General features: G+C 69.2%; 16 protein-coding genes. 6 read left to right on the forward strand and 10 right to left on the reverse strand.

Annotated features, from left to right (window positions below; all coding sequences use genetic code 11):
* Nucleotides 1-2: 2 nt before the first annotated feature.
* The 3 genes from AB0E94_RS47765 to AB0E94_RS47775 are packed head-to-tail and all read right to left on the reverse strand — an operon-like array spanning nucleotide 3 to nucleotide 3,087.
* On the reverse strand, nucleotides 3-809 hold the full coding sequence (locus AB0E94_RS47765) for a carbohydrate ABC transporter permease (RefSeq protein WP_360341747.1): 807 nt from the start codon (nucleotides 807-809) through the stop codon (nucleotides 3-5).
* The gene (locus AB0E94_RS47770; protein WP_360341750.1) at nucleotides 806-1,798 is read right to left on the reverse strand and encodes a sugar ABC transporter permease; all 993 of its coding nucleotides are present in this window, start codon (nucleotides 1,796-1,798) and stop codon (nucleotides 806-808) included. The genes AB0E94_RS47765 and AB0E94_RS47770 overlap by 4 nt, the downstream gene beginning before the upstream one ends.
* Nucleotides 1,795-3,087 (reverse strand): extracellular solute-binding protein, encoded by a 1,293-nt coding sequence (locus AB0E94_RS47775; protein WP_360341753.1) that lies wholly within the window; start codon nucleotides 3,085-3,087, stop codon nucleotides 1,795-1,797. The genes AB0E94_RS47770 and AB0E94_RS47775 overlap by 4 nt, the downstream gene beginning before the upstream one ends.
* Before the next feature lie 105 nt (nucleotides 3,088-3,192).
* On the opposite strand from AB0E94_RS47775, the gene AB0E94_RS47780 reads away from it, so the two are divergent.
* Nucleotides 3,193-4,191, forward strand: a complete 999-nt coding sequence (locus AB0E94_RS47780; protein ID WP_360341756.1) for a BadF/BadG/BcrA/BcrD ATPase family protein — start codon at nucleotides 3,193-3,195, stop codon at nucleotides 4,189-4,191.
* Nucleotides 4,192-4,362: 171 nt separating this feature from the next.
* Here AB0E94_RS47780 and AB0E94_RS47785 read toward each other — a convergent pair whose 3' ends face one another.
* Both AB0E94_RS47785 and AB0E94_RS47790 read right to left on the reverse strand, forming a co-directional pair.
* Nucleotides 4,363-4,890 carry an SMI1/KNR4 family protein gene (locus AB0E94_RS47785; protein WP_360341759.1) on the reverse strand — a complete coding sequence of 176 codons (528 nt, stop codon included), beginning with the start codon at nucleotides 4,888-4,890 and terminating at the stop codon, nucleotides 4,363-4,365.
* An 8-nt stretch (nucleotides 4,891-4,898) separates the two neighbouring features.
* A complete protein-coding gene (locus tag AB0E94_RS47790; protein ID WP_360341762.1) occupies nucleotides 4,899-16,427 on the reverse strand; it encodes a LamG-like jellyroll fold domain-containing protein in 11,529 nt (3,842 codons plus the stop codon).
* A gap of 266 nt (nucleotides 16,428-16,693) precedes the next feature.
* Here AB0E94_RS47790 and AB0E94_RS47795 point away from each other — a divergent pair, with 266 nt between their 5' ends.
* Together AB0E94_RS47795 and AB0E94_RS47800 are read left to right on the forward strand one after the other, a co-directional pair.
* Nucleotides 16,694-17,218 carry a hypothetical protein gene (locus tag AB0E94_RS47795; RefSeq protein WP_360341765.1) on the forward strand — a complete coding sequence of 175 codons (525 nt, stop codon included), beginning with the start codon at nucleotides 16,694-16,696 and terminating at the stop codon, nucleotides 17,216-17,218.
* 163 nt (nucleotides 17,219-17,381) lie between these two features.
* A complete protein-coding gene (locus AB0E94_RS47800; RefSeq protein ID WP_360341768.1) occupies nucleotides 17,382-17,882 on the forward strand; it encodes a QsdR family transcriptional regulator in 501 nt (166 codons plus the stop codon).
* 25 nt (nucleotides 17,883-17,907) lie between these two features.
* Here AB0E94_RS47800 and AB0E94_RS47805 read toward each other — a convergent pair whose 3' ends face one another.
* Complete coding sequence (locus tag AB0E94_RS47805; RefSeq protein ID WP_360341792.1) at nucleotides 17,908-18,771, reverse strand: alpha/beta hydrolase; 864 nt, start codon at nucleotides 18,769-18,771, stop codon at nucleotides 17,908-17,910.
* Nucleotides 18,772-18,981: 210 nt separating this feature from the next.
* Here AB0E94_RS47805 and AB0E94_RS47810 point away from each other — a divergent pair, with 210 nt between their 5' ends.
* Entirely contained in the window at nucleotides 18,982-19,521 is a 540-nt protein-coding gene (locus AB0E94_RS47810) for a hypothetical protein (protein WP_360341771.1), read from the forward strand.
* 2 nt (nucleotides 19,522-19,523) lie between these two features.
* Here the strand turns inward: AB0E94_RS47810 and AB0E94_RS47815 are convergent, their stop codons facing one another.
* Entirely contained in the window at nucleotides 19,524-20,210 is a 687-nt protein-coding gene (locus AB0E94_RS47815; protein WP_360341774.1) for a hypothetical protein, read from the reverse strand.
* Nucleotides 20,211-20,368: 158 nt separating this feature from the next.
* On the opposite strand from AB0E94_RS47815, the gene AB0E94_RS47820 reads away from it, so the two are divergent.
* Nucleotides 20,369-21,571 carry an MFS transporter gene (locus tag AB0E94_RS47820; protein WP_360341777.1) on the forward strand — a complete coding sequence of 401 codons (1,203 nt, stop codon included), beginning with the start codon at nucleotides 20,369-20,371 and terminating at the stop codon, nucleotides 21,569-21,571.
* 14 nt (nucleotides 21,572-21,585) lie between these two features.
* Nucleotides 21,586-22,044: an SAM-dependent methyltransferase gene (locus tag AB0E94_RS47825; RefSeq protein WP_360341780.1), complete on the forward strand. Its 459-nt coding sequence runs from the start codon at nucleotides 21,586-21,588 to the stop codon at nucleotides 22,042-22,044.
* Here the strand turns inward: AB0E94_RS47825 and AB0E94_RS47830 are convergent.
* From AB0E94_RS47830 to AB0E94_RS47840, 3 genes are all read right to left on the reverse strand, one after another.
* The gene (locus AB0E94_RS47830; RefSeq protein WP_360341783.1) at nucleotides 22,038-22,937 is read right to left on the reverse strand and encodes a hypothetical protein; all 900 of its coding nucleotides are present in this window, start codon (nucleotides 22,935-22,937) and stop codon (nucleotides 22,038-22,040) included. The two genes, AB0E94_RS47825 and AB0E94_RS47830, sit on opposite strands and share 7 nt — an antisense overlap.
* Nucleotides 22,938-22,940: 3 nt before the next feature.
* The gene (locus AB0E94_RS47835; RefSeq protein WP_360341786.1) at nucleotides 22,941-23,432 is read right to left on the reverse strand and encodes a hypothetical protein; all 492 of its coding nucleotides are present in this window, start codon (nucleotides 23,430-23,432) and stop codon (nucleotides 22,941-22,943) included.
* The coding region (locus AB0E94_RS47840; protein ID WP_360341789.1) for a CHAT domain-containing protein at nucleotides 23,429-24,662 on the reverse strand (1,234 nt) is incomplete at its 5' end. The genes AB0E94_RS47835 and AB0E94_RS47840, both read right to left, overlap by 4 nt.

The raw sequence follows: 24,662 nt of genomic DNA on the forward strand, positions 1-24,662 counted from the left end.
ACCTAGCCCTTCACGGCGCCGGCGGACATGCCGGCGACCAGGTTGCGCTGGATGATCAGGAAGAACACGACGACCGGGGCGGCGAAGATGACCGACGCGGCCATCTGGGCGCCGAAGTCGGTGCCGGTGTGCGGGTTGGTGAACGAGGCGAGCCACACCGGCAGGGTGTAGTGGCTCTCGTCCTGCATGAACGTGTAGGCGATCAGGTAGTCGTTCCAGGCGGCGATGAACGCGAAGATGCCGGTGGCGATGACCCCGGGTGCGACCAGCGGGAACAGGACGCTGACCAGGATCCGCCAGGTGGTCGCGCCGTCGATCTGGGCGGCCTCCTCGACCTCGGCCGGCACGGCGACGAAGAAGCCGCGCATCACCCAGATCGAGAACGGCAGGACGGTGGCCACGTAGGCGAGGATCAGCGCCGTGTAGGTGCCGAGCAGGTCGAGCCGGTTGAACATGGTGAACAGCGGGATGAGCATGGCGGTGGCCGGCAGCATCTGGACCGCGAGGATGACCACCATGATCGCCCGGCGGCCGGGGAACCGGAACCGGGACAGGGCGGCGGCCGCGAAGATCCCGAGCACGATCGAGGCGGCCACGGTGACGGCGACGACGAGGGCGCTGTTGCCGAGGTTGGTCAGGAACTGCGGCTGGGTGACGGCGGCGGTGAAGTTGTCCAGCGTCGGATGGTGCGGCCAGAAGTGCGGTTCCGGGGTCATCACCTCCGGGCGCGGTTTGAAGGCGGTGTTGACCATCCAGTAGACCGGGAAGATCCACACGAGACAGAAGACAGCGGCGACGGCGTTCTTCACAGGTCCTCCCCCGCTTTCAGGAGGTTGCGGATGTAGAGGGCGGTCAGGGCGAGCAGCAGCAGGGTGGTGACCACCGAGATGGCGGCGCCGTTTCCGATCTTGAAACCGACGAATGCCATCTTGTACGTGTAGACGCCCAGGGTCGCGGTGGTGTCGTCCGGGCCGCCCCGGGTGATCAGCCAGATCTGGTTGAACACGTTGTAGTCCCAGATCACCGAGAGGATGGTGACCAGCAGCAGGGTGGGCCGCAGGAACCGCAGTGTGACGATCCGGTAGACGGTCAGTTCGGAGGCGCCGTCGAGCCGGGCCGCCTCCTTGTACTCGTGCGGCACCTGGGTCTCCGCGGCGTTGAGGGTGAGGGCGATGAACGGCACCGCCTGCCAGACGATGAGCAGCCAGATCACCACGTAGGCGAGGACCGGGTCCTGCGCCCAGTTCAGCCCGGCGGTGTCCCGGAAGGCGCCGGGAAGCCAGGAGCCGGACGAGCCGACCGAGCCGAGGGCGCCGATCATCCAGTTGACGACGCCGTATCCGGGCTGGAACAGCCAGTTCCAGACCAGTGACGACGCCACGTTCGGCATCGCCCAGGCGACGATCAGGACCACCGTCACGGTGGTGCGCCAGGCCCGGCCCAGGCGGGTGAGCAGGTGCGACACGCCCATACCGATGAGCACGCTGCCGGCCACCATGGCCGCGGTGAACAGCACGGTGCGCAGCAGCGAGACCCAGAAGGCCGGGTTCTGCAGCAGGGCCGTGTACTGGTCGGCGCCGACGAACCGGTAGACCCCGGTGAACAGGGTCCGCTGGCTGTAGTCGGTGAACGAGGTGAAGACCAGGAACCCGATCGGTGCGAGCGTGACCACGGCGAGGACCAGTCCGGCCGGGCCGAGCAGCAGGTACGGGGCCGGGTCCCGCCGGCGGCGCGTGCGCGCGGCCGGCGGGGCGGCGGGTGCGACTGTCACGTCGCGCGGGGCGGTGACGGTCTTCACTGTCCCGCGAGGGTGCTCTCGAGGTGGGCGTCGAATTCCGTACCCGCGGCTTCAGGGGTTTTGGCGCCGGAGGCGACCGCGGCGAACACGTTGTTGATGCTCTTGTCGCCTTCGATGGTGGACCACTGCGCCGCGGCGGGGGTGGCCTTGGACGACAGCGCGCCGCCGAAGAAGCCCTGCTGCTGTTCGGTGAGGCCCTTGGCCTGGGCGGCCTGGATGCCTTCGGTGCTGTTCGGGATCCAGCCGTCCGTACCGTAGACGAACTCGTCCTGCACGGCCGGGCTGCCGGCGATCTTCACCCATTGCAGGGCCAGGTCGTGGGCGTCGCTCTTGGCGGCGATGCCCCAGTCGGAGCCGCCGAGCATGACCGGCTGGGTCTTGCCGGAGGTGCCGGGGAACGGGAAGGTGCCCAGGTCCTCGGCCTTGATCTGCGGGTTCGCCTTCTGGATGAGGCCGATCGAGCCGCTGGTGGCCAGGATCGCCGAGGTCTTGCCGTCGGCGAACAGCTGCGTCTGGTCGGGCGTGATGGTGTCCAGGGTCCGCGACGCCGCCGTCGAGTAGGTGTTCTGGAACGTCTTGAACTCGGCGAGCCCCTTCTGCCCGGCCGGGGTGGAGAAGCCGCCCTTCCAGGTCTTGCCCTCGGCGGTGGCGATCTCGCCGCCGGCGTCCCAGAGGAACTGGAGCCCGGCGAACCAGTACTGGCCCGGCAGGTAGAACGAGGCGAAGTCGGCGGCCGGGTTCTTCGCCTCGACCTTGTCGAGGGCGGCGGTGAGCTCGGCGTAGGTCTTCGGCACAGCGGTGACGCCGGCGGCGGCCCAGGTCTTCTTGTTGTAGATGACGGCCCGCGCGCCGGCGAACCCGGGCACCCCGTAGAGCGCGCCGTCCACGGTGGCCGGGTTCTCCAGGCCGGCCAGCCAGGTGCGGCCCTGCTGAAGGTCGGCCTTGTGTTCGGTGAGGTCGAGCAGGCCCCCGTTGGCGGCGAACCCGGGCACCTGGGTGTTGCCGAGGTCGAGCACGTCCGGGGTGCCGGAGGTGGACAGCGCCGTACTGATCTTGGTGGTGATGCCCTCCCACTGCTGGATCTGAAGGTCGACCTTGGCCCCGGTGGCCTCGGTGAACCGGCTGTTGATCGCCTGGAGGGTGGCTTCGGTGTAGTCGCCGTCCATCACCCACACGGTGAGGGTCTGGTCCTTGGCGTCGCCCGTCGCGCCGCTGCCGCCCGAGCAGGCGGTGAGGGCGAGCAGGGCGGCGCCGAGGGCCGCGGTGACGGTGGTGGATCTATATGACATGCGCGCTCCTTGGCGGTCATGTTTTTCACAGCTTGCCGTTGCCGATGAAAATTACGACCGCACGGAGGGCTAGTCAATAACTGTTGGCTATGTTTCCATTTCGCCATGAAGCTGGTGGTGGGCGTCGACGCGGGCGGGACCTGCTCCCGGGCCGTCGTCGCGACCGTCGACGGGGAGATCGTCGGGCGTGGGCTGGCCGGTCCCGGCAACCCGCTGTCGCACGGCCCTTCGCAGGCGGCCGAGCAGGTCAGGGCGGCTGTGCAGCAGGCGCTCGGCGGGCACTCCCCCGCCACGGTCGCGGCCGCGACCCTCGGCATCGCCGGTCCGGCCGGCACCGGCCCGTTCGCGGCGGCGCTCCAGATCGGCGGTCCGGTCACGGTGGTCGGCGACGCGGTCACCGCCTTCGCCTCCGGCTCGTCGGCCGCGACAGGTGCGGTGCTCATCGCGGGCACAGGCGCGATCGCGGCCGCGATTCACGATCAAGATGTGGTACGTACGAGCGACGGCCTGGGCTGGCTGCTGGGCGACGAGGGTTCGGGGCGATGGCTGGGCTTGCAGGCGGTGCGTTACGCCGTCCGGAACTGGGCCGATCCCCTGGCCACCCGGGTGGCCGAGCACGCCGGGGTGACCAGTTCCAACGACCTGGTCTACTGGGCGCAGGCCCTGCCGTTCCCAGCGATCGACGCACTCGCGCCACTGGTCTGCGCAGCCGCCGACGACGGCGATCCGGCTGCTCGCGCCCTGGTCGACGCGGCGGTGGCCTGCCTCGTACGCACCCTCGACGACCTGGACCAGGACGGGCCGGTCGTGCTCGCCGGAGGCCTGTTGACGGGCGGGTCACCCGTACAGCAGGGGGTCCTGAGACTTCTGAAAGATCGCGGCCGACAGCCGCGCCTCGCGCTGGACCCAGCGGCCGGCGCCGCATGGCTGGCGGCCCGGCCGCTGAGCGCACAGCCACCGGACCACCTGCACGAGACCTTGCTTGGCGCGCCGCCGCCGGTGACGCCGCCGTTGTCGGCCCGGCTCAGGAACAACGGCCGATTAGAACGCCCAGACGACACCGCCCGGCGCGCGGCAGCCCGCACGGCGAACCGGCCCCGGTGAGCACCTGAGTTGAGCAGCTCTTTCAGCCAGCTCAACGGCCGAGCTACAGGCCTGCCCGTGCGATTCAGCCCTCGGCGCGCGCCCCGGACCTACGCCAAGGTAAAACCGCCAAAGAAGGCGTCCCGGATCCGCTAGTGCCAGTTCCACTCAACCGAAGACTGCCCCCGCTCACTAGGCATCATCCAGGGGCGCGAAGCCGACCTCCAACGGAAGCAGATCATCAGGGAACAGCGGAACCTCGACCGCCCCGGAAAGCACCGCGTAGAGGAAGTCGGCCAATCCGCCCTCGAAGTGGAACCATTCGCCGAACCCTGCCTCAGTAACTACCACGGTCCACTTGTCGGGATCCTCGGAACCAGTAACCCACCAGATGAAGTCACCGTTGTCGGTGACGCCGCAGAGTAGGAGATCCTCTGACGAGAACGGAAAGTCGAAGAGGTTGTCCTCCTCCGGCAGATCGCGCAGGTCTTGAGATGCTTCGCGACTCTGGATCTCGATTCTCTGCGTCACCGAGTCTGATTCAGGAAGGTAAATGAAGATGAACTCCCCGAACTGCCCTGGACCGTACTCAGTACAAATTTCACGGTAGTCGCCGGGAAGCGACCGCCCAAAACGCGACTCGAACGCCGGCCAGTCAAGATCAGCACGCCCATCACGCGACGGCGGCGGACAGAGCTCAATCAGATCCTGGATCGTCATCAGATCCTTTACTGCCCTTCTGCGAGATTGTAGGCGTAGTCAGTCACGCTGAATCCGTTCTTTCCATGCGCCGTGATAACGATATGTGAGGGCACGACCGCCCTGTCATCCGCGTAGTGCAGGAAAACCTGATACTGCACACGTTCCTCCCGGCCCGACTTGACCTCCTTGTAGACCTGACGCTCAATGGCCTTCATCCACTTATTATTGATCTTGCTGTGGTTGATGGTGAAGAGATTGTATAGCTCGTCGCCCGTCCCACCCAGCCATCTGGCCAGCATGTGCCCTCGCGCCTGGTCGTACGGACCGCCCTTGAAGCCTGGCGGCCGCAAACTCTTCCTCGCATGGGTGCCCTTGCTCAGCATGTCCTTCATGACAACCGCATCCATGCGGGCCATGCGACCGAACTCGTCCGTCTCCCATTGGACCGCGCCTTCGTAGGCGACCGCACCCTTGCCGCAGTTGTGAACAAGAACGGGATCGTCGTCAGCAAGAACGTAATAGGTGTGAAGTTCGTCGACGGTGAGGTCGCGCATCACCTCTGAGCCGGTGTAGTTCCGGACCTCGGTGACGTACTGGATCTGACCATCGGGGCCTACCAGCGTGGATTCACCCGCAACCAGGTCGGCCGCGTTGACCCATTCGCCGGTGGTGGCGTCCCAGAAGGGATGGTGTGCCGTCGTCTCCAGCAGCGACGACTTGGTAGGGCCACGGGTGCTGCGGTCGCCCTTGCCCTCGTTCACCGACTTTCCAGCGGTGACCAGTGGCTTGTCCGACACGGTCACGTCGGTCAGTTCGAGGTCGCGGTTGGAGTGCAGCAGGGTGACCTGCCGCGCGCCTTCCTCACCGGTGACCGGGTCCTTGGCCTGGACCTCGTCACCAAGGTTGACCTCGGAGATCGGGCGGGTCGTGCCGTCTGCCATCAGCACCCGGGTCGCCGGGTCGAAGCTGTGGGCCGGGCAGGTCTCCGGCTCGTCGGTGACCTCGTTCTCCTCGTCCTCAGACTTCTTTTTCTTCTTCTTGGACGAGTCGTCCTTGCCCGACTTCGGAGACTTCGGGTCCTTCTTGGCCTTGCCGCCCTTGTTCGGCTTGTCGTTGTCGCTCTTCTTCGGCGACTTGCGAGGCTCCTGCTTCTTCGACTGCTTCGACGGGGCGGGCTTCTTCTCGGCCTTGGCGTCCTTGCGCTGCTTCTCCGCCTTCTTCTTCTTTGTCGGCGGCTTTTTCTTCTTCTTCGGCGGCTTGGGCTTGGGGATCTTCTTGCCCATCAGGTCGCTCAGGTGCTTGCGCGCCTGCGTGACCAGGCCGCGGGCCGTCTGCATCGCCGAGCGGGCGATCTCGACCATCCGCTTCCACGTGCGGTAGGCGCCGAACGCGCGGTCGAGGGCCCGGTACAGCGACCGTCCGAGCTGGAAGACCTTGGCCGGGCCGAGCACGCTCAACGCCAGGTCGACGCAGTCCATCAGGCTGCCGGCGATGCACCCGACGATCGAGTAGTAGCCGATCATCCCGAGGATCATGTCGCCGGCGACCTGCATCAGGATGTCGACGACCGGGATGTTGCTCTCCCGCTCGGCACGCTGGTACTCGGCCTCCTGGCGGGCGATCTCGGACCCGGCGGCCTGGATGTCGCGGTCGCGCTGCTCCATCAGCTTGGTGTAGAGCGCCATCTCGGCCTGGTACTTCTTCAGCGCGCAGGCGTAGTCGTACTCGCCGCACTTGCCGTCGACGGCGTTGCCCGTGGTGTCGGTGTTCGACATCGGGTCGCCTTCGGCGTACGCGAACCGGTTGGCCGAGCCGGACGTCGGTGTCGGGCTGTTGTTCGCGGTGTCACGTGTGTCGAAGGCGCCGGTCTCCGGGTCGTACCAGCGCGACCACATGTTGACCTTGCCGGTCGTCTGATCCGTCCACTCCTGCTGATAACCCAACCGGCCGGTCATCCCACCGGCAGCCAGCACCTTGCCCCACGGGTCGTAGGACACCGACCCGGTAAGCGTCGCTCCGGTGGCGGTGAACTCGCCGACCACGTCGGTGTGGGCGTCGGTCCACGCGTACCGGTTACCGGCCGACGAGGAGACCCCGACCAGCTGGTCGGCGACGTCACGGACATAGACGGAGCTGCCGTCGGCGGCCACGTCATTGCCGACACCGGTGTAGGTCAGGTTCGGCTGGATGACCCGGCCCAGACCGTCATAGCTGTACGTGCTGCGCCCACCGGACTTGGAACCCTGCGTGACGACCTGGTTGAACGCGTCGGTGGTCGTCTCCACCGTCTGCCCGCCCTGCACCGTGGAGGCCAGGGTCCCGCGGGCGGTGTAGGTGTAGGTGGTGCCGTCCGAGTCCGAGGTCAGCTGGTTGCGCTGGTCGTAGGCGAACGTCTTGGTGCCCGCCTGCACCCGGTTACCGGACTTGTCATAGGCGTACACCGTCGGGGTGATCCCGTTGTCCCAGCCGACCATCCGGTCGGCCAGGTCGTAGGTGTACGTGTTCGTCGACGCCCCGTTGAAGCCTGTCGTCGTCTTCTTCGTCAGGCTGTCGTTGGCGTTCCACTCGTAGGCGATCTTGCCGACGCTGGCGCCCGCCGAGGTCTTCAGCTCGTCGGTGGACAGCCGGCGCAGCGCGTCGTACTTGAGCGTGCGGGTGTTGCCGCCGTAGGCGATCGTCTCGACCTGCGACAGGTTGTTGTAGCCGTACGTCATGTTCACGCCGGCGGTGGTGTTCTGCACACTCGCCGGACGGCCCAGCGGGTCGTACTGGTAGGTCGTCGTGCCGGCCCCGTCGACCCGCTTGGTCAGCGACCCGTCGGCGTTGTACTCGTAGGCCGAGTTCCCGGAGACACCCGTGATCGAGGTGATCAGGCCCCGGTCGTCGTAGGCGACGGTGTTCGCCCCGGCCGACCCGCCGAACGAGGTCAGGCGTCCGGCCTTGTCGTAGGTGAACGTCTTGTCCGTGGTCGCCACCTGGGCGCCCGTGCCGGCGCTCTTCGTGAGCCGGCCCATGGTGTCGTAGGTGGAGGTGACCGACACCCCGCCCGGCGAGTCGAGCCTGGTCATCCGGCCGCCCGCGTCGTACGACGTGGTGAAGGTGCGGTCGGCGAGGCTCGGGGTGGCCGTCGTCGCCGGTTCGATCTGCGACTCGGGCAGGTTCCACGAGTTGTACGTGGTGACGAAGTTGTTGCCCCGGCCGTCGGTGAACCGGGTCTGGTTGCCGGCCTTGTCGTAGCCGAACCTGGTCACGATCGCGTCCGACGAGCTGATCGGCTCCCGTTGCATGGTGAGCTGGCCGACCGCGTCGTACTCGAAGTACTTGTACGTGCCCCGGGCGTCGGTCACGCCGACGGTGTTGCCGGCGACGTCGTAGTGAGCGGACTGGACCCGCAGGGCCGTGGTGCCGCCCGGCGCGTAGTCGGCCGTCCGGATCGCCCGGCCGGCGAAGTCGTACGCCGTGTTGCTGAACGAGCCGTCCGGGGAGGTGGTCCGGATCGGGCGGCCGACACCGTCGTAGGTCGTCTTGGTGGTGTTGCCGAGGCTGTCGGCGATCTCGGTCTGCGCGCCGGCGACGTCGTACTTGATGGTCGCGGTGACGCCGGTCGGCGACACCACACTCGTCGGCCACGGGTAGGACCCGTCGGTGCCGTACTGATAGTTGGTGACGTGCTGGGCCGACGCCGACGTGCCCCGGACGATCTGGGTGGACTTCTGGGTCCGGCCCAGGTAGTCGAACTCCTCGCGGACGGTGGCGCCGTTCGGGTCGGTGTGTTCGAGCAGGTCGCCGTCGAGGTTGTAGGCGTACCTGGTCTCCCCACCGTCCGGTGCGGTGACCCGGACGTTGCGGCCCAACTGGTCGTACAGGTACGTGGTCCGCGCGCCGAGCGGGTCGGTGGTCGCCAGGATCTGGCCGACCTCGTCGTACTCGGCGGTGGTCCGGGCCTTGATCGGGGTGCTGGAGCCCGGCGCGGTGTAGTCGGGCAGCAGGGTCTCGACGATCTGGCCGAGCCCGTCGTACCGGGAGACGGTCACGTTGCCGTTCGGATCCTGCTGTTCGGTGGCCTCACCGAACGTGTTGAAACCGGTCCGGCTGGTGGAGACGGAACTGACCGGTGCGCCCTCGCCGGTGACCGTGCTGACTGCGGGCATGGTGGTCAGCACGCCCCGGCCGACCTCGTCCAGCGTCATGTACGCGGTGGAGCCACGCGCATCGGTCGCCGACGTGACCGAGCCGTCCGCGGTCAGGCCGTAGGTGACCCGGCTGACCTTGGCGTCCGCGGACGGGAACGTCGTCGAGCTCATCAGCGTGCTGATCGTGGCGACGGGCAGGGCTTCCTGGTAGACCTGCAGGTCGTCGAGCTGACCGGAGAAGTAGCCGCTGGACGCCGACTCCGCGCCCAGGCGCAGGGCGGTCGCCCGGTTGTTGAAGTTCTCCGTGGTGGTGACGGCTGCGCCGGTGGCGACGCCGTTGACGTACAGCTGGGCCTTGCGGGCGACCGGATCGACGGTGACCGCGAGGTGGGTCCAGGCCGACGTGGCCGTCGCGTTGGGGGTGGCGCTGCCGACCCAGACGGTGGTGCCGTCGGCCTTGCGGACCGACATCGTGTACTGCCACGAGTCGGTCTCGACGTCGTAGTACAGCTTCATCGCGGAGCTGCCGAGGTCGCCGGAGATCGTCGCGACGTACCGGTCGGTGTCCTCGGCGGCGATCTTCGCCCAGACCGCCAGGGTGTACGGGCGGGTAGTGTCGACCGGCGGGTGGCCGGTGATCCCGGCGGCGGCGCCGTTGAACGAGGCGGAGCCGCCACGCTCGGTGGACCAGGTGACGCCGCTGCTCAGGGCGCCCCGGTTGTTGCCGGTGGCGTCGGCGGTGGAGGTGCCGGCGGTCTCGTCGAGCTTCCACCGCACGGTCGGCGTGTTGCCGTCGTACAGGTGGGTGGTCTGCTGGCGCAGCCGGCCCATCCGGTCGTAGACCGAGTCGGAGATGCCGAGGTTGGTGGCGCCCTGCTTGACGGTGGTGCGGACGATCTCGTCCTCGGGCGAGTACTCGTAGACGGTGCTGCGGTTCAGGCCGGCCGGGTCGAGGGTCGCGGTGGTGCTGCGGCCGGCCTTGTCGTACTGGCGGGTGGTGGTGGTCAGGCCGTTGTTGGTGACCTGGGTGACCGCGTTGCCGGTGGCGTCGTAGGTGTTGCGTTCCAGCACGAACGACTTGCCGGTGGTGTCCTTGCGGGTCACCGAGACCAGCAGGTTGTTGTCGGTGTAGGTGTAGGCGGTCTCGACGTTGAGGGAGTCGGTCTCCGACGCCAGCCGGCCCGCCGCGTCGTACTTCAGCGAGCGCACGACGAGGTCGACCGGGGCTTTCGGATCGTTCGGGTCGCCGGTCCAGCCCTCCACGACGGTCCGCAGCTCGTTGCCGTTGGCGTCGTAGTCGGTGCGCACCACGCTGTCGTCGGCGTGCTTCTGGCGGTTGACCCGGCCGTACGCGTCGTAGCCGATCTCCAGGCGGTTGCCGTTCTGGTCGATCTCGGCGTCACGGCGGCCGGACGTGTCGTACTCGTAGGACACCCGTCGTGGCGCGTCGCCGCCGGTGAGGTCGGTGACGATCTCGGCGGTGACCAGGCCGTCGGCGTTGTACTCGACGGTCGTCAGCGGGGAGTGCTTGGCGCCGGTGACCGCGTTGGTGGTCGGGGTGTCGGCGACCGTGACGACCCGGTCGAGGCGGTCGTGGGTGTAGGTGGTGGTCGATCCGATCGCGCCGGTGGTGGCGTTGAGGATCTCGATTTCCTTGGTGACGCGGCCGAGGCCGTCGTACTCGTACCGGATGATCTGCCCGGCCGGGTCGACCGTCTCGGCGACGTCACCGCTGGGCAGGTAGCGGATGATCTGCATGCTGCCGCCGGGCTTGATCACCCGCCAGGGCAGGCCGGGCGGCGCGTTGCCGTTGTTGTATCCGCCGGCGGTCCCGCCGTCGGTGTAGGAGACCAGGGTCTTACGGCCCAGCGGGTCGGTCTCGCTGATCCGGTTGCCCTTGGCGTCGTACTCGTAGGTGGTCAGGTAGGTGTTGTCGGTGGCCGACGCCGACCCGGCGGCACGCAACGCGATGGGACGGTCGTTCCACGCGTGGGCGGCCGGGTTCTCGGTCGTGGCGTCCGGATAGTAGGAGGTGTAGGCGGTGGAGCACAGGTTCGCCGACCGGTCCTGGCAGGTGGTGACGGCCACGACGTTGCCACGGACGTCGTGTTCGTTGATCACCATGTTGCCGAGCGGGTCGGTCACCGAGCGCAGGTAGCCCTTGCCGCTGTAGCCGTACCGGGTGGTGTTCTTCAGGGCGTCGATGTCGGCGACCTTGCGGCCGTACATCAGGTCGTTGACGACCGTGGTCTCGTCGGTGCCGGGACCCTGGACGGTGTAGTTGATCTGGCCGGCGGCGGCCAGGGTGGCGGCGTCCCGGGCCTTGAACTGGTACGACGCCTGGGCCTCGTCGATCACCGAGCCGTAGAACGCGACCTCGGCCAGGCTGCCGGTGTAGTAGCTGGTCGTGTCGTTGTCGACGTAGAACCAGTTGTTCATCCAGCCGTTGGCGTAGCCGCTGCCGAGCGTGCGGGTCGGGATCTGGTCCGGGACGAGTTCGGCGGTGCCGGTCGACGACTGGGCCTTGACACCGTCGACGTACAGCGTCTGGGTGAATCCGTCGGCGGCGAGGACGACGTGGTGCCACTTGCCGTCGTTCACCTTCGCCTTGCTGGTCAGCGACGGCAGCCACATCTGGGCGGCGCTGGCGTTGCAGGTGTACAGCTGCAGGATGGTGCCGTTGGTCTTGGAGTTGCCCGGGTTGTCCAGGCAGGTGGTCCAGCCGAGGCTGTTGGTCAGGCCACCGGCGTCGGCGAACCACTTCTGCGACTCGTGGTTGTTGCAGGTCCACAGGGTCAGCTGGGTGCCGCTGTTGCCGCTGCCGCCGTACGGCGTGAGGCACTTGCCGAAGGCCTTGACGTAGAACGTCGAGTTGAGCGTGGTGCTCGCGTCGGTCGGGACGAACGTCCAGTTCTGCGCGGCGGTGCCGTTGCAGGTGTACAGCTGGATCTTGGTGCCGTCGGTGCTGTTGCTGCCGGGCACGTCCATGCACTTGCCCGCGGAGCCGATCGAGTTCAGCGGGCCGGTGGTGGTCCGTGACGGCGACAGCGCGCGCAGCTTGCCGTCGGTGGTGATCCAGATGGTCGGCTGGGCGACCTGGTTGGCGGTGCTGGTCCAGGCGTCGGCCTCACCGAGCAGGACGGTGCGGGCGTCGGTGGTCTTGAACCACATCGACACCGAGCTGGCCTTGTTCGGCGTGGTCCCGGCCGGCAGTTTGACGTACGAGCTGGTGCCGTTGAAGGTGGCGGCCTTGCCGGCGCCGCTGCCGAGCGGGCTGATCTCGGCGCCGAGGCCGACCGAGTTGTAGGTGGCGGTGCTGCCGTTGACCTCGTTGACCGCGTCGGCGCGGCCGGCGCTCTCGGCCATCCGCCAGTAGTTGGTCGGCGCGCCGCCGAGGACGGCGCTCTCGTAGACCTTGCTGGTGCCGGTGATGGTCGGGGCCTTCGGCAGCCAGGTCGAGCCGTTGCCGTCGATCACCTGGGCGACCCGGCCGCTGGCGGTGTCGTACGAGACGGTCGCGCTCACCTCGCCGGACGGGCGCAGCGCCTTGGTCATCGGTTTGGTGGCGGCCAGGCCGGCGGCCCTCAGCTCCTTGACGGTGGCGAGGTCCATCGCGACGTCCCAGAGCGCGACCTCGCCGATCGAGCCGGTGAAGTAGTCGCGGGTGCCGGCGACGCTCTGTGCTTTGCCGTGCGGCTGGTTGGGCCGGCCGCCGCCGAGGAAGCCGGCGCCGATGTACGACTTGGCGGCGGTCAGGTCCTGAAGGGTGACGCCGGTCTCGTAGTCGACCTGGTTGCCGTCGAGGTACAGCTCCTGCTTGTTGCCGCCGGCGGACAGCACGACGTGGTGCCAGTTGCCGTCGGACACGGTCGCCGGGGTCTCCAGTGGCAGCTGCCCGTTGCGGGGGAAGAAGCCCTGCTCAGCGCGGAGCTTCTTGTCGCACGGCCAGATCTCGACGGCGTAGAAGAACATCGGATGGGCGGTGCCGGCGCCTTCGCGGGCCGGGAAGTGGACGCAGGATCCGGCGTAGATGTTGACGAGCTGGCCGTCGCCGTTGAGGTCCCACTTCTGGTAGTCCTGCGAGTTGCAGTTCTCGATGACGACGTCGACGCCTTTGCCGGTCTTGGCGTCGTCGAGCGCCATGCACCGGGTCGCGCCGCCGACGGTGACCCGCAGCTCGGAGGCGGCCGTGTAGGTCCACTGCTGGTTGGCGCCGCTGTCGCAGGTCTCCAGGTAGGCGGAGTAGAACTCCTGCGCCGCGAAGTCCGGGGCGGTGATGCAGCCGCCGTGTTTCTGCGACTGGATGCTGCCGAGCGCGGTGCCCGGCTTGGTGGCCTTCGGGAAGCCGCCCATCAGGCGTCCGTCGGTGCCGATGTAGAGCGTCGGGTTGTACGCGGCGTTGGTGCTGGCGCCGGTGATCGGGTCCCAGGACTGGCCGTAGAGGACGCCGGAGCCGCCGGACGTCTTGAACCACATGCTGACCGACTGGTACGAGGTGTCGCTGGTGGTGCTCACCGGCACCGACACCTGCGAGCTGGTGCCGTTGAACGCGGCGGCGGTCGAGCCGGAGCCGGTCAGCGGGCCGGGCTGGCCGAGGGTGACGCCGGTGTACGTGCCGTTGTCGCGGCCGCCGTTGTCGAGGACGGTGCTCGCGGCGGTGGTGCCGCTGGTCTCGTTGAGCCGCCAGTACGACAGCGCCTTGGCGTTGGCGACCGCGGCCGGGTGCTGCGAGTTGGAGGCGTTGTACTGGTAGGTGTGGCAGTCGCCCCAGGTGGTGGGCGGGCACACCTTGGTGAGCTGGCCGTCGGTGTAGTCGTACCACCAGGTGTTGGCGGTGTCCCAGTCGCCGGGGACGGTCGGGTCGGTGGCGACGTAGTTGACCCGTTTCGGGGTGGTCGACGTCCAGTACAGGTCCAGGGCCCGGTTGGAGGACCCGGAGGTGATGGTGGAGACGAGGTTGTCGGTGTAGGTGAAGGTCTGCGCCCGTCCGGCGAGGTCCTTGATCGTCGACAGGCCGATCCTGCCGGTGCCGAGCGGTTGCAGGAACTCGTAGGTGGTGCCGTCCTTCTCGGCCAGCCGGTAACCGGGGACGCTGCCGACGTTGATCGCGGTCAGCGTGGAGGTGCGGCCGGCCGGCGAGGCGTAGGTGTCGTTGAGCGGGTCGGTGTCGGTGTCGAGGTTGTGCCCGAAGGCCAGCTCACGGCCGGTCGGGTAGGTGACCACGACGGTGTTGACGACGCTCTTGCCGCCGACGGTGGCGTACTTCTCGACGACCTTGGTGTCGACGACGCTGGACCATCCGGCGCCGAACGCCTGGTCGGTACGCGGGTCGGCGCTGTTGTACAGGCGGTTGATCTCCAGCGCCGGGCCGGCGGTGTTGACGATCGCGTCCCGGGCGGAGGTGGTGTAGTTGCCGGTGACGGCGTCGAAGCCCTTGTCGGCGTTCTGCGACAGCGCGCCGGTGGCGGCGGGCTGCGGCACGGGTGTGACCAGCAGGTGTTTGAACACGCTGCCGCTGTTGGTGGCCTTGCCGTCGTTGACCAGGACGTCCCAGTAGTAGGTCTCGCCCCACTTGAGGGTGCCGGCCGGAACGGTGTAGGTCTTCTTGGTGGTGGCCGGCGAGGTCAGCAGCGGGGTGGTGCCGGTCTTGGGGTAGATCCGGAACTGGGTGGTCATCGCGTACGGCCAGTTGTCCGGGTCGTGCGCGTCGGCGATCAGGGTGGGCGTCAGCGTGGTCGCGGCCTGGCCGTAGCCGGGGTACATCTCGTCGACCTGCGGGTCCTCGTTGTCGTCGTAGACGATCTGCAGCGACGGCATGTAGGCCGACTCGTTGCGCGAGGTGAACCGTTTGAACGCCGCCGAGTTGGTCTCGGACGCGGTCAGGGCCAGGCCGAAGTTCGACATGGTGCCCAGCGACCAGCCGTTGAAGGTGGCCGGGTTCAGCGTCACGTAACGCCAGGTGCCGACCGCCGGGTTCGAGGCGGTGTTGTTGCAGGCCGGGGTGTGGTCGGTGATGATGCCGGTGCCGATCGGGGCGGAGTACTTCGGCCCGTCGGCGAGCTTTCCGTTGTTCTCCAGCGACGCAACGGTCCAGTTGGTGGTGATGCGCCGGACGTAGAACGGCTCCTGGTTGGTGCAGTTGTACGACCAGGTGTGGTACAGCTTCAGCTTCGCGGACTTGATCTGGGTGCCGACCAGGCCGTCGTTGTCGAACGAGTCGAAGTGCATGAACGACCGCATCCGGGTGGTGCCGCCGTCGTAGGTGCCGACCGGCAGGTCCTCGTCGTTCTGGTCGACGGTGCTGGTGCTGTCGTCGACGTAGACGTCACCGGTGTTCCAGGTCTCGGCGCTGACCGACGGGTCGACGCGGACCGGGTACTGGCGGGCCGGGTCTTCCAGCCACTTCTTGTCGGCGGTGACCTTGAGGGCCGGGCCGCCGTCGACGGTGATCAGCTCGTAGTCGACGTCGCTGGACTGGGCGGTGTCGCCGGAGGCCGGGTCGACCTTGGAGTCCTCCATGTAGCCCGGCGGGATCCGCATCGCGGCCTTGCCGGAGGCGTCGAGCAGGTCGATCGAGCCGTCGGCCTTGGCCTTCGGGGTCAGGCCCTCCAGCTTCAGCGGGAACACCCATTCGTTCCCGGCGGCCGGCGACTCCAGGACGATGGTCTCCTTGAGGCCGGTCTTGGTCGACTCCAGTTCCAGGTCGGTGAGCGGCAGGATGTCGGCGTAGGTCGCCTTCGAGCCGTAGACGTCGGCGGCGACGTCGGACGCGCCGGCCAGGTCGTAGGCGATGGTCTGCCCGGCGGGGGTGGACACCGACGCCAGGGCCTCGTCGGCGGACTCGACCCGGAGGCTGCCGGCGGCCGGGGCGGTCGTCGCGGGCGCGGTGCCCGGCTCGTCGGTGCCGGAGGCGCCGAGGGTGACCTCGATCGAGTTGGCGCCGGCCTCCAGCCGGTCCCCGACCATCTTGAGGCTGGTGTCGATCGGCTGGTAGGTGCCGTCGGCGGCCTTGTAGTTGATCCGGGTGTCGAACAGCTGCCGGGTGAACGAGCCGTCGGCGTTCTGGAACTCGTCGTACGTGGCGGTCGACCGGTCGGCGCGCCGCTTGCTGGTCTTCGGGTCGAAGCTGTCGGCGTCGCCGCCCTTCTTCCCGGTGGTGCCGGACTTGCCGGAGGGCTGGGTCGGCAGCGCGGGGTCGGCGACGCCGGTGCCGCGGCCGGGCGCCTTCCCGGCGCCCCCGTCGGCCCGGGTCTCGGCGGCGGCGACGTAGTGCTCACCGTCGTCCGCGCCGGTGCCGGGGTTGAGTTTCGGCAGGCCGGCCACGGCGGCGAAGCCGGGCGCCTGGCGCAGCGGCGACAGCAGACCGGACACCGGCCAGCCACCGCCTTCAGGGATCACCTCGGGCGGAATGCCCAGCGACATTCCGACAGCAAGCGCAGTGAAGACAGCAATCCGCCGCCGCATGGTGAGCCCCGTTTCTCACAGCATGTGTCAAGGTGCGGCGAAGCATGCGGTACGGGAAGCGGACTTCACAAGATCTTGAATAGTTCGATGTTCTGGCCCCGAGGGGTCACAAGTATGAAATCCCAGGTGATCCCAGAGTGTGCAATACGTCACACCGTGGCATACATCGCGTGTGACCACGTCGGATGTTGCTCTCGGGCACCACGCCCGCTTAATCTCCGCCGATGTCCACCAAGCAACTCCCCCGCTGGGTCCCGACCTCCCGGCGATCCGTCCTGATCACCGCCGGCGCCGGTGTGCTGGTCGTCGCCGGTCTGCTGACGTGGGCGCTGTGGCCCGAGCCGCCGCGCCAGCGGGAGTACCTGGATGCCACCGCCTGCCTGCTGACCGACGAGCAGGGCGTCACCGCCGACCCGGCCGGCCCGGTGTGGCGGGCGATGCAGGCGGCCTCGGTCAAGAGCCTGGTCCGGGTGCAGAACCTCCAGGTCAACGGGCCGCAGACGGCCGACAACGCGGCGGCTCACCTGGCGTCGATGACCGGCGGCGGCTGCGGCGCGATCCTCGCGGTCGGGCCGGCGCAGATCGAGGCGGTCACCAAGAGCGCGGGCGAGCACCGCGAGATCCGGTTCCTCACCGTCGGTGGCGGCGCCGCGGCCGAGAACGTCCAGGTGTTCGACGCGACCGACACCGCGGCACTGGAAAAAGCCATCCAGGAACGGCTCGACGCGCTGGCCGACGATGCCGGATAGCCGGACCGAATAGCCGGTTCCGGAAGCGGTTCGGCCAACGGTTTTCGATTCCGCTTGGCCGTTCCCACGGCCGTGGATAGCATTCGTCCTCCCGGTCAAAAGGGAGTTCGATTTGCCTCCTCGGCGCGTCATCGATCCCGATGTCCTCCTGCGTGGTGCGGCCATGCATTACCTGAGGCATTCGACGATCGACATGGAACTGCTGGCCGGGGAGATGGCGATCAGCCGGGCGACGCTCTACCGGATGGCCGGCAGCCGGGACGCGCTGCTCGGCGAGGTGTTCTGGGCGATCGGGCGGCTCTTCCTGGCCGAGGCGTCGAGTGAGGCGACCGGCGCCGGCGCGGACCGGGTGATCGCCGTGTCGCGGTTGTTCGCCGAGATGGTGGCCGGGGCTCAGCAGCTGCGGCAGTTCGTGGCCGAGGAGCCGCAGACCGCGGCCCGGGTGCTGCTGACCACCGGCACCGAGGTGCATCACCGGGCGATCGACGCCCAGCTGGAGATCTTCGAGCAGTCGCAGGTCACCGGGGATCCGGCGGACCTGCGGCAGCGGGCGTTCCTGTACGTGCGGCTGATGGAGTCGGTCGTCTACAGCCCGGTCCTGGGTGTCCCGGAGCTCGATTTCGACCTGGCCGAACCGGCGTTGCGGGCCCTGCTCCCCGGCTGATGCCGGCCGCCGGGCCCGCGGCCGGTCAGATCTGGAAGCTCGCGCAGCTGCTGCGGTACTCGTCGACGGCCAGTCCGGCGCCCGGCCCGGGGCAGACGAACTGCTGGTAGCGGGTGTCGTTGTCGACGAACAGTTTGAGCCAGGCGATGCTGTACTTCGCGATCGTGGTGTTGGCGCTGTTCGGCGCGAAGTGGGTGGCGTTGTTCAGTTCCAGGTACGCCTTGCCCGGACTCGCCGGCAGGCTCTGGTAGAACGGCTCGGCGTGGGTTGCCACCGGCGCCACGGTGTCGCCGTCGGCCCCGACGACCAGGGTCGGGACGGTGTTGCCGCTCCACGACTTGGTCAGGTTCCACGGGGTGAGCGGGATCGCGGCCTGCAACGACGGGCGGCTGCGGGACGCTTCGAGGGTGCCGCCACCACCCATCGAGTGGCCGACCACGGCGACCCGGGTGGGATCGATCCGGGTCCGCACGCTGCTGCTGCCGGTGAGGTAGTCGGCGGCGGCGAGCAGCTGACGGCCACGGCTGTCCGGCTGGTCGCCGGTGGTCAGGGTGTCGATGTTGAACACCACGAAGCCCTGCGAGGCGATCCGCGGAGCCAGCCAGGCCATGCTCGACTTGTAGGCGGTGTAGCCGGGGGCGATCACCACCGCGCCGAACGTGCCGGCGCTGGTGTCGGTCGGGTAGTAGATGTCGCCGCCACCGAAACCACTGACGGCCAGGCGCGACACGCTGGTCTGGGTGGTGGCGAACGGCCCTCGAACCGCTTCGATGCTGCTGTTGCTGGGGGCCGGGCCCTTCGGGAACGACACGGTGGCGGCGCTCGCCGACGGGACCAGCGTGATTCCGGCGAACGTGAGCGCGGCGGCGGCCACCGCGCCGACGACGATCCGGCCACGCTTCTTGAGGGTGCTCGAGGACAACGCGTCTCCCCTTGTCGATGAGATCGGACAACCGATTCTTGGAGGCGGGGAATGCGTTTCTCAATAGGCCGGGGAGGTTGTGAGACGGCGGTCTTAGAATGCGCCCCGAAAATGGTCGCGCTCCCATTCTGACGACCCCGGACACGTCGCATACAAGATCACCACTACCGTGGTCGCGTGACATCAGAGCCCTTCAGCACGCCGGTGGACCCCTACGATCCCCCGCTGGCCGAGACGCATGCTCCGTTCGTACCGTCGCCCGAAGGAAACCCTGAGCCCGCAAACGGTGACCGGCGCAACCGCGGTCTGCTGCGCATCGTGATCGGTCTTGCCGCCGTGCTCGGCCTCGGCGCGGCCGTGCTGGCCGGACAGTTGTGGCCGGCGGAGAAGCCGGCCGGCAAACCGGCTGCGGAGACCGACGCCCGGCCGGAGATCCCCGCCCTGCCCGGCAGCGCCGAGGCCGACCTCCGGGCCACCGACGGCGGCCCGGCGACGGAGATCCAGTTCGTCAACACGACCGATCAGAAGATCACCATCGCGTGGCTCGGCTACGACGGCGAACGCTCCGCGTACGCGACACTCGATCCGGGCCAGATCTACGAGCAGCAGACCTTCGTCGGCCACGTCTGGGTGGCGGCCACCGCCGACGGCGCCGCGCTCGCGGTGTTCCAGCCGACCGCCCAGCCGGGCCGCGCCACCATCGTTCGGAAACCGTAGGGCTACACCTTCCCGCCGCGGGCGGTCAGCGCCTGGCCGAGCCGTTCCAGGTTGGTCACCACCGGGGCATCGTGGCTGAGCCACTTCCGGATGTCGTGGCCGCTGGGTACCCCGAGCACGGCCAGACCGGACGACGTCGCGGCCCGCAGCACACTGGACCGGCCGCTCACCAGCAGGCACCGGGCCGGCTCCACGTTCAGCAGCCGGGCGGCGCGCAGGGACACGTTCACCACGCCGAGCGTGTCCCCGTCCAGGCCCTGCCGCCCGGCGATCTCCACGACCCGCCGCTCCAGGCCGTGTGCCCGCAACCCGGCCCGCATCGCCGTCTCCGCGAGGTCACCGACCACCCACGCCCCCAGTCTCCGGGCAGCGCAGGTGTCCAGCAGCGCGGGCAGCCCGCGAGCCATCCGGGCGGTGCGGGCCGCGTCCAGTTCGAGGGCCGAGGCGATCGGCTCCGCGGCCTCGGCCAGGTCGGGCTCGTGCGCGGCCAGATGACCGAGCAGGTACGGCACACCGTACGTCGGGATGCGGTAGAAGTCCGCGGGCCGCCGCGGCAGCGCGTAGAGCACCTCCCACGGCGGGCGCCGGTCCGGCATCGAGAAGCACACGCCGTCGAAGTCGAGAAGAACGTGCTGCGCGTTCGCGACCGCCCGCGCCACGTGCGGGCGAACCCGGATCGAACTGTCCACCGGCACATCCTGACCCACAGTCGATCATGAACCAACCGCATTACACCGCGCAAGGACGTCAACAGATTATTGACATATATCCTGCTGTATCGTCTTGACCTGCTGAAACGCTCCTCCATAACCTGAGCCACCTGAACTCAACTCAGGAGGAGTGTGCCGTGGCAGGGTTGACCCGCGTGGCCCGCAACCGCAACGCCACGGCCTATCTGGCGGCCGTGCTCGTGTCGAGCTTCGGCACCAGCGCGATGATGCTGGCGGCCGGCATCTGGGTGATGTCGCTGACCGGATCGAGCAGTCTCGCCGCCTGGGTGGGCTTCCTGCTGTGGTCGCCGACCCTGGCCGGTCCGGTGCTCGGCGCGATCGTCGACCGGGTGCCGGACCGCCGGGCCGTGATGGTCGGGGCGCACGCCGTCATGGGGCTGCTCCTGCTGCTGTTGTTGCTGGTCGACGACCGTACCGACGTGTGGTTGATCTTTGCGGTGATGTTCGCCTACGGGGTGAGTTTCGTGGTCACCGACGCCGCCGAGTCCGCGGTCCTGCCGGCTGCCGTCTCCGCCGACCTGCTCGGCGACGTCAACGGGCTGCGGATGTCGGCGTCCGAAGGCATGAAACTGGCCGCCCCGCTGATCGGCGCCGGACTGTTCACCTGGCTGGGCGGGGCGAGCATCGCCGCCCTGGACGCGCTCACGTTCTTCGCCGCCGCCGCGTTGTGCCTGCTCCTGCGGCCCGGCACGATCGCCCACCAGGCGGAGTCGGTGCCGTGGCGGGAGCGGATCGCCGAGGGCGGCCGCCGCCTGTGGGAGCACCCGGAACTACGCCGGATCGTCTTCTGCGCGGCCGCCGCGATGGCCGTCGGCGGGCTGACCGGCACCACGATCTACGCGATCGTCGACGAAGGGCTGCACCGGTCTCCCGCGTTCGCCGGGGTGCTGTCGGCGGTCCAGGGCGCCGGGTCGGTGGCTGGTGGCCTGCTCGCCGGCCCACTGCAACGCCGGCTGCGGCCGCACGTGTTCGTCGGGGTCAGCGCCGCCGCGTTCGCCGCCGGGCTGCTGCTGCGGGCGCTGCCGTCGCTGCCCGCGGTCGCCGTGTCCAGCCTGATCATCGGGGTCGCGCTGCCGTGGGTGCTGATCACCGTGGCCACCCGGGTGCAGAGCGACATCCCGGCGGCATACCTGGGCCGGGTCTCCGGCACCGTGGCCCTGCTCACCTTCGCGCCGGGCGCGCTCGGGCAGGCGACCGGCGCATCGCTGCTGGCCGTCGCCGACTACCGGCTGATCCTCGTGCTGGGAGCGGCCGTCGCCGCGATCACCGCGGCCCGGTGCCTGCGCCCCGTTGATAGGGTCCCGGTGATCCACATGTGAAACGGGGGCATGTCATGGTGACGCTGGAACCGGTGGCTCATGTGGTCGGTGGCCGCGAGCAGGTCTTCGACGACGACTGGGATGCCGTGACCGCGGTGATCCGGCTCGACGGCGACCGGTTCGGACCGGAGGCGCTGGCCGGGCTGGACGCGTTCTCACACGTCGAGGTGGTGTTCCACTTCGACCGGGTGCCCGCCGACAAGATCGAGACAGGCGCCCGGCATCCGCGCGGCAACACCGCCTGGCCGCTGGTCGGCATCTTCGCCCAGCGCGGCAAGAACCGGCCCAACCTGCTCGGCGTCTCCCGCTGCCGCCTGCACCGCGTCGACGGCCTCGACCTGCACGTCAGCGGCCTCGACGCGGTGGACGGCACACCGATCCTGGACATCAAGCCGTACATGGCGGAGTTCGGCCCACGCGGCGACGTCCACCAGCCGGCCTGGTCCACCGAGATCATGAACGGCTACTACTGATCGGGGGCCGGGCGCAACCGCAACAGCTCCGGCTCGTCGGCGGCACGGCGGTACAGCTGCTGCTGCAACGCCATCCACAGAGCCCGCTCCCCCTCCAGGGTCTCCGGGCGGACCAGACCGAACCGGTCCAGCAGGGTCAGCCGGTGCAGGTCGAAACAGCCGCGCAGGATCTCCCCGAAAGCCAGCGCCCCATCGACCGCCGACCGGTACGCCAGGACAGCGACGACCACAGCCGCCCCGGCCCCGATCAGCCACAGCCGCCAGCTCCCACCCGACCAGACGACGACGGGAACCGCCGCGACCGGGAACAGCACCGCGAGCCCAGCCGTCAGCACCGCCCGGTCGAGCGCCCCACGACACCTGTCGACCTGCTCACGGGCGTCCGCAGGCAGCACCAGGTACAGCCTCGGCCAGAAGAAGACAGCGTCCAGCCCGTACCGCTCAGGGTCTCCCGGATAGCTTTCGGCGGCCCGCAGAACGTTGCCCAGCCGGGTCGGGAGCAGGTCCGGCTCGTCGACCGGGAACTCGCGATAGCGGCGCGCGTAACCCCCGGGCGTCCGCAGGTCGAGCCGCTGCCAGCGCCGACGCTGCACCGCGACACCCGGCCGGGCCAGCCAGCGCGGCCAGTACCCCTCCCAGATCCGGGTGAGCGCCATCGTCTGCCCGGCGGCCACGTAGGCGAGCAGCACCACCCCCGCCACCGCGGCCACCGCGAGCCACGCCTGTTCGGCGCCGGCGCGGGCCTTCCACCAGGTGAGAGCGGCCGGCCAGCCGATGCCACCGATGGCCAGCGCGGTCAGGCCACCGGCCCACACCAGCACCGGCAGCAGCACGTTGACAGTGAACCGGCGGTCGAGCAGGCCGGTGGCGGAGGTGAAGACGCTACCGAACACGGATCACCACCCGAACCGGTGCGCGGCCAGCCCGTGCGGGTTGCCGCAGCCGGGCAGGTCCGACGGCTTCTCCACGAACGACATCGGCTCGTGGCAGACAGCGCCGCCCTCCGCGTACCGGCATCGGCGCCGCACCTCCGGAATCCGGATGTCGCCCGGCAGCCGCACGTCGGTGGTGAACCGGGACGGTCCGGCCATCACCGCATCGGCCAGGCCGTCGCCGGCCCAGACCCCGGTCACCGCGCCGGCTTCGGTCAGCACCACCACGTCGTCGGGTTCCAGCAGCCGCAGCACCTCGGCCACCGGAGTGTCACCACCGGCAAGAACAAAAGCGACCTCCTGGGGTACGCCGTCCGCCGCCCCGATCGGTGCCAGCACGGTGACGGGTTCGCCGTGCGCGTCGACGACCACCGTCCACCGGTCCGGCGCCGCGACGGCCGGATCGTCGGCGACGACGTACGGGCTGGTCGCCCGGTCACGGAGTCGAAAGGTCACTGTGCGGGTCCTTCCTGGATGGGCACACCGATCAGCACATGGGGCGACCAGACCTCCGGCCGCGCGTAGAACCGCCGCTGCGGGAAGCGGACGGCGAACCGGCGCACACCCTCGGCCACCTCCGCGAGAGCCGGATGATCGTCGAGATAGGCCACCAGATCCGCGCCGGTGAGGTCACGAAGCCACCGCTGCGCCCCGCCCAGCGCCTCGTCGGCGGGCCGCCCGGCATCGAACAGCAGCTCGTAGAACCGGGTGGTGAGCAGCGCCGACGGCAGGTCCCCGGCCGGCCACAGGGTGCCGACGAAACACGGCACACCGGCGGTGAGGAACCCGGCGGGCAGCCCGACGTACTCGTCCGGGTTGCGGGCGGTCTCGACGGTCGCGGTCTGGCAGGCCGACGCGACCACCAGCCGGGCCCGGTGCGGACGCCGGGCCGGGTCGGCGGCCAGCAGGTCGACCAGCGCCAGCCGGGCGCCGCCGCCCAGGACCAGATGCGACTGGAGCGGCCGGTCGACGAGGGAGACACCGTGGCAGGCGAAGTGGATGTGGGTGGCGTCGGTGAGCGCGTCGAGCACCTCGGCGGTGGACCCGGTGACCGGCGGCCCGACACCGGTGTGTTCCAGCATCATCCGCGCCTCGTAGCCGGCCGCCGGCAACCCCGAGCCCGGATCGACCACCGCCACACCGTGCCGCGCGCGCCCGGTGCGCTGATCGGCGATCCGCTGGACGGCGTCACGCACGGTCCGCGACGGCGCATAACCGACCGCGAAGTCGTCGATCAGGCACCGGCCGTCCCGGTAGGGCGCCGCATGCAGCGGAAGAGCACAGAACAACCCGACCGGGATGAGCGTGACCCGGGTGGCGCCGGCCGTGTGCAGCAGTCCGGCGAGCGGGCCGGCGACGTGCCGCCCCAGCACGGCCAGGCACTCGTCGAGCGTGTCGAACCGGCCCGCCGTCAGCCCCGACTCGTGGACGTACCGGCGCAGCATCCCCTCGTCGAAACCGGGACAGCGCACGCTCCGCGCACCGTCCGGGCCGCTCGACAGCAGCACCGACTCGTCAGCGGCGGCCATCACGTAGACGGTGGCGTGGCCGGGCCGTTCCGGCTGCACGCCGGCGACCTGCGGCAACGCCGCCCGGGCGGTCCGGTACGCGGCGGTGGTGCGGCGCAACTCCACCCGGACCGCCTGCTCGGCGTCGCGCAGGAACACGTCGTCGGAGCCACCGCTG

Source organism: Actinoplanes sp. NPDC026670 (assembly GCF_040638175.1).
Classification (GTDB): Bacteria; Actinomycetota; Actinomycetes; order Mycobacteriales; family Micromonosporaceae; genus Actinoplanes.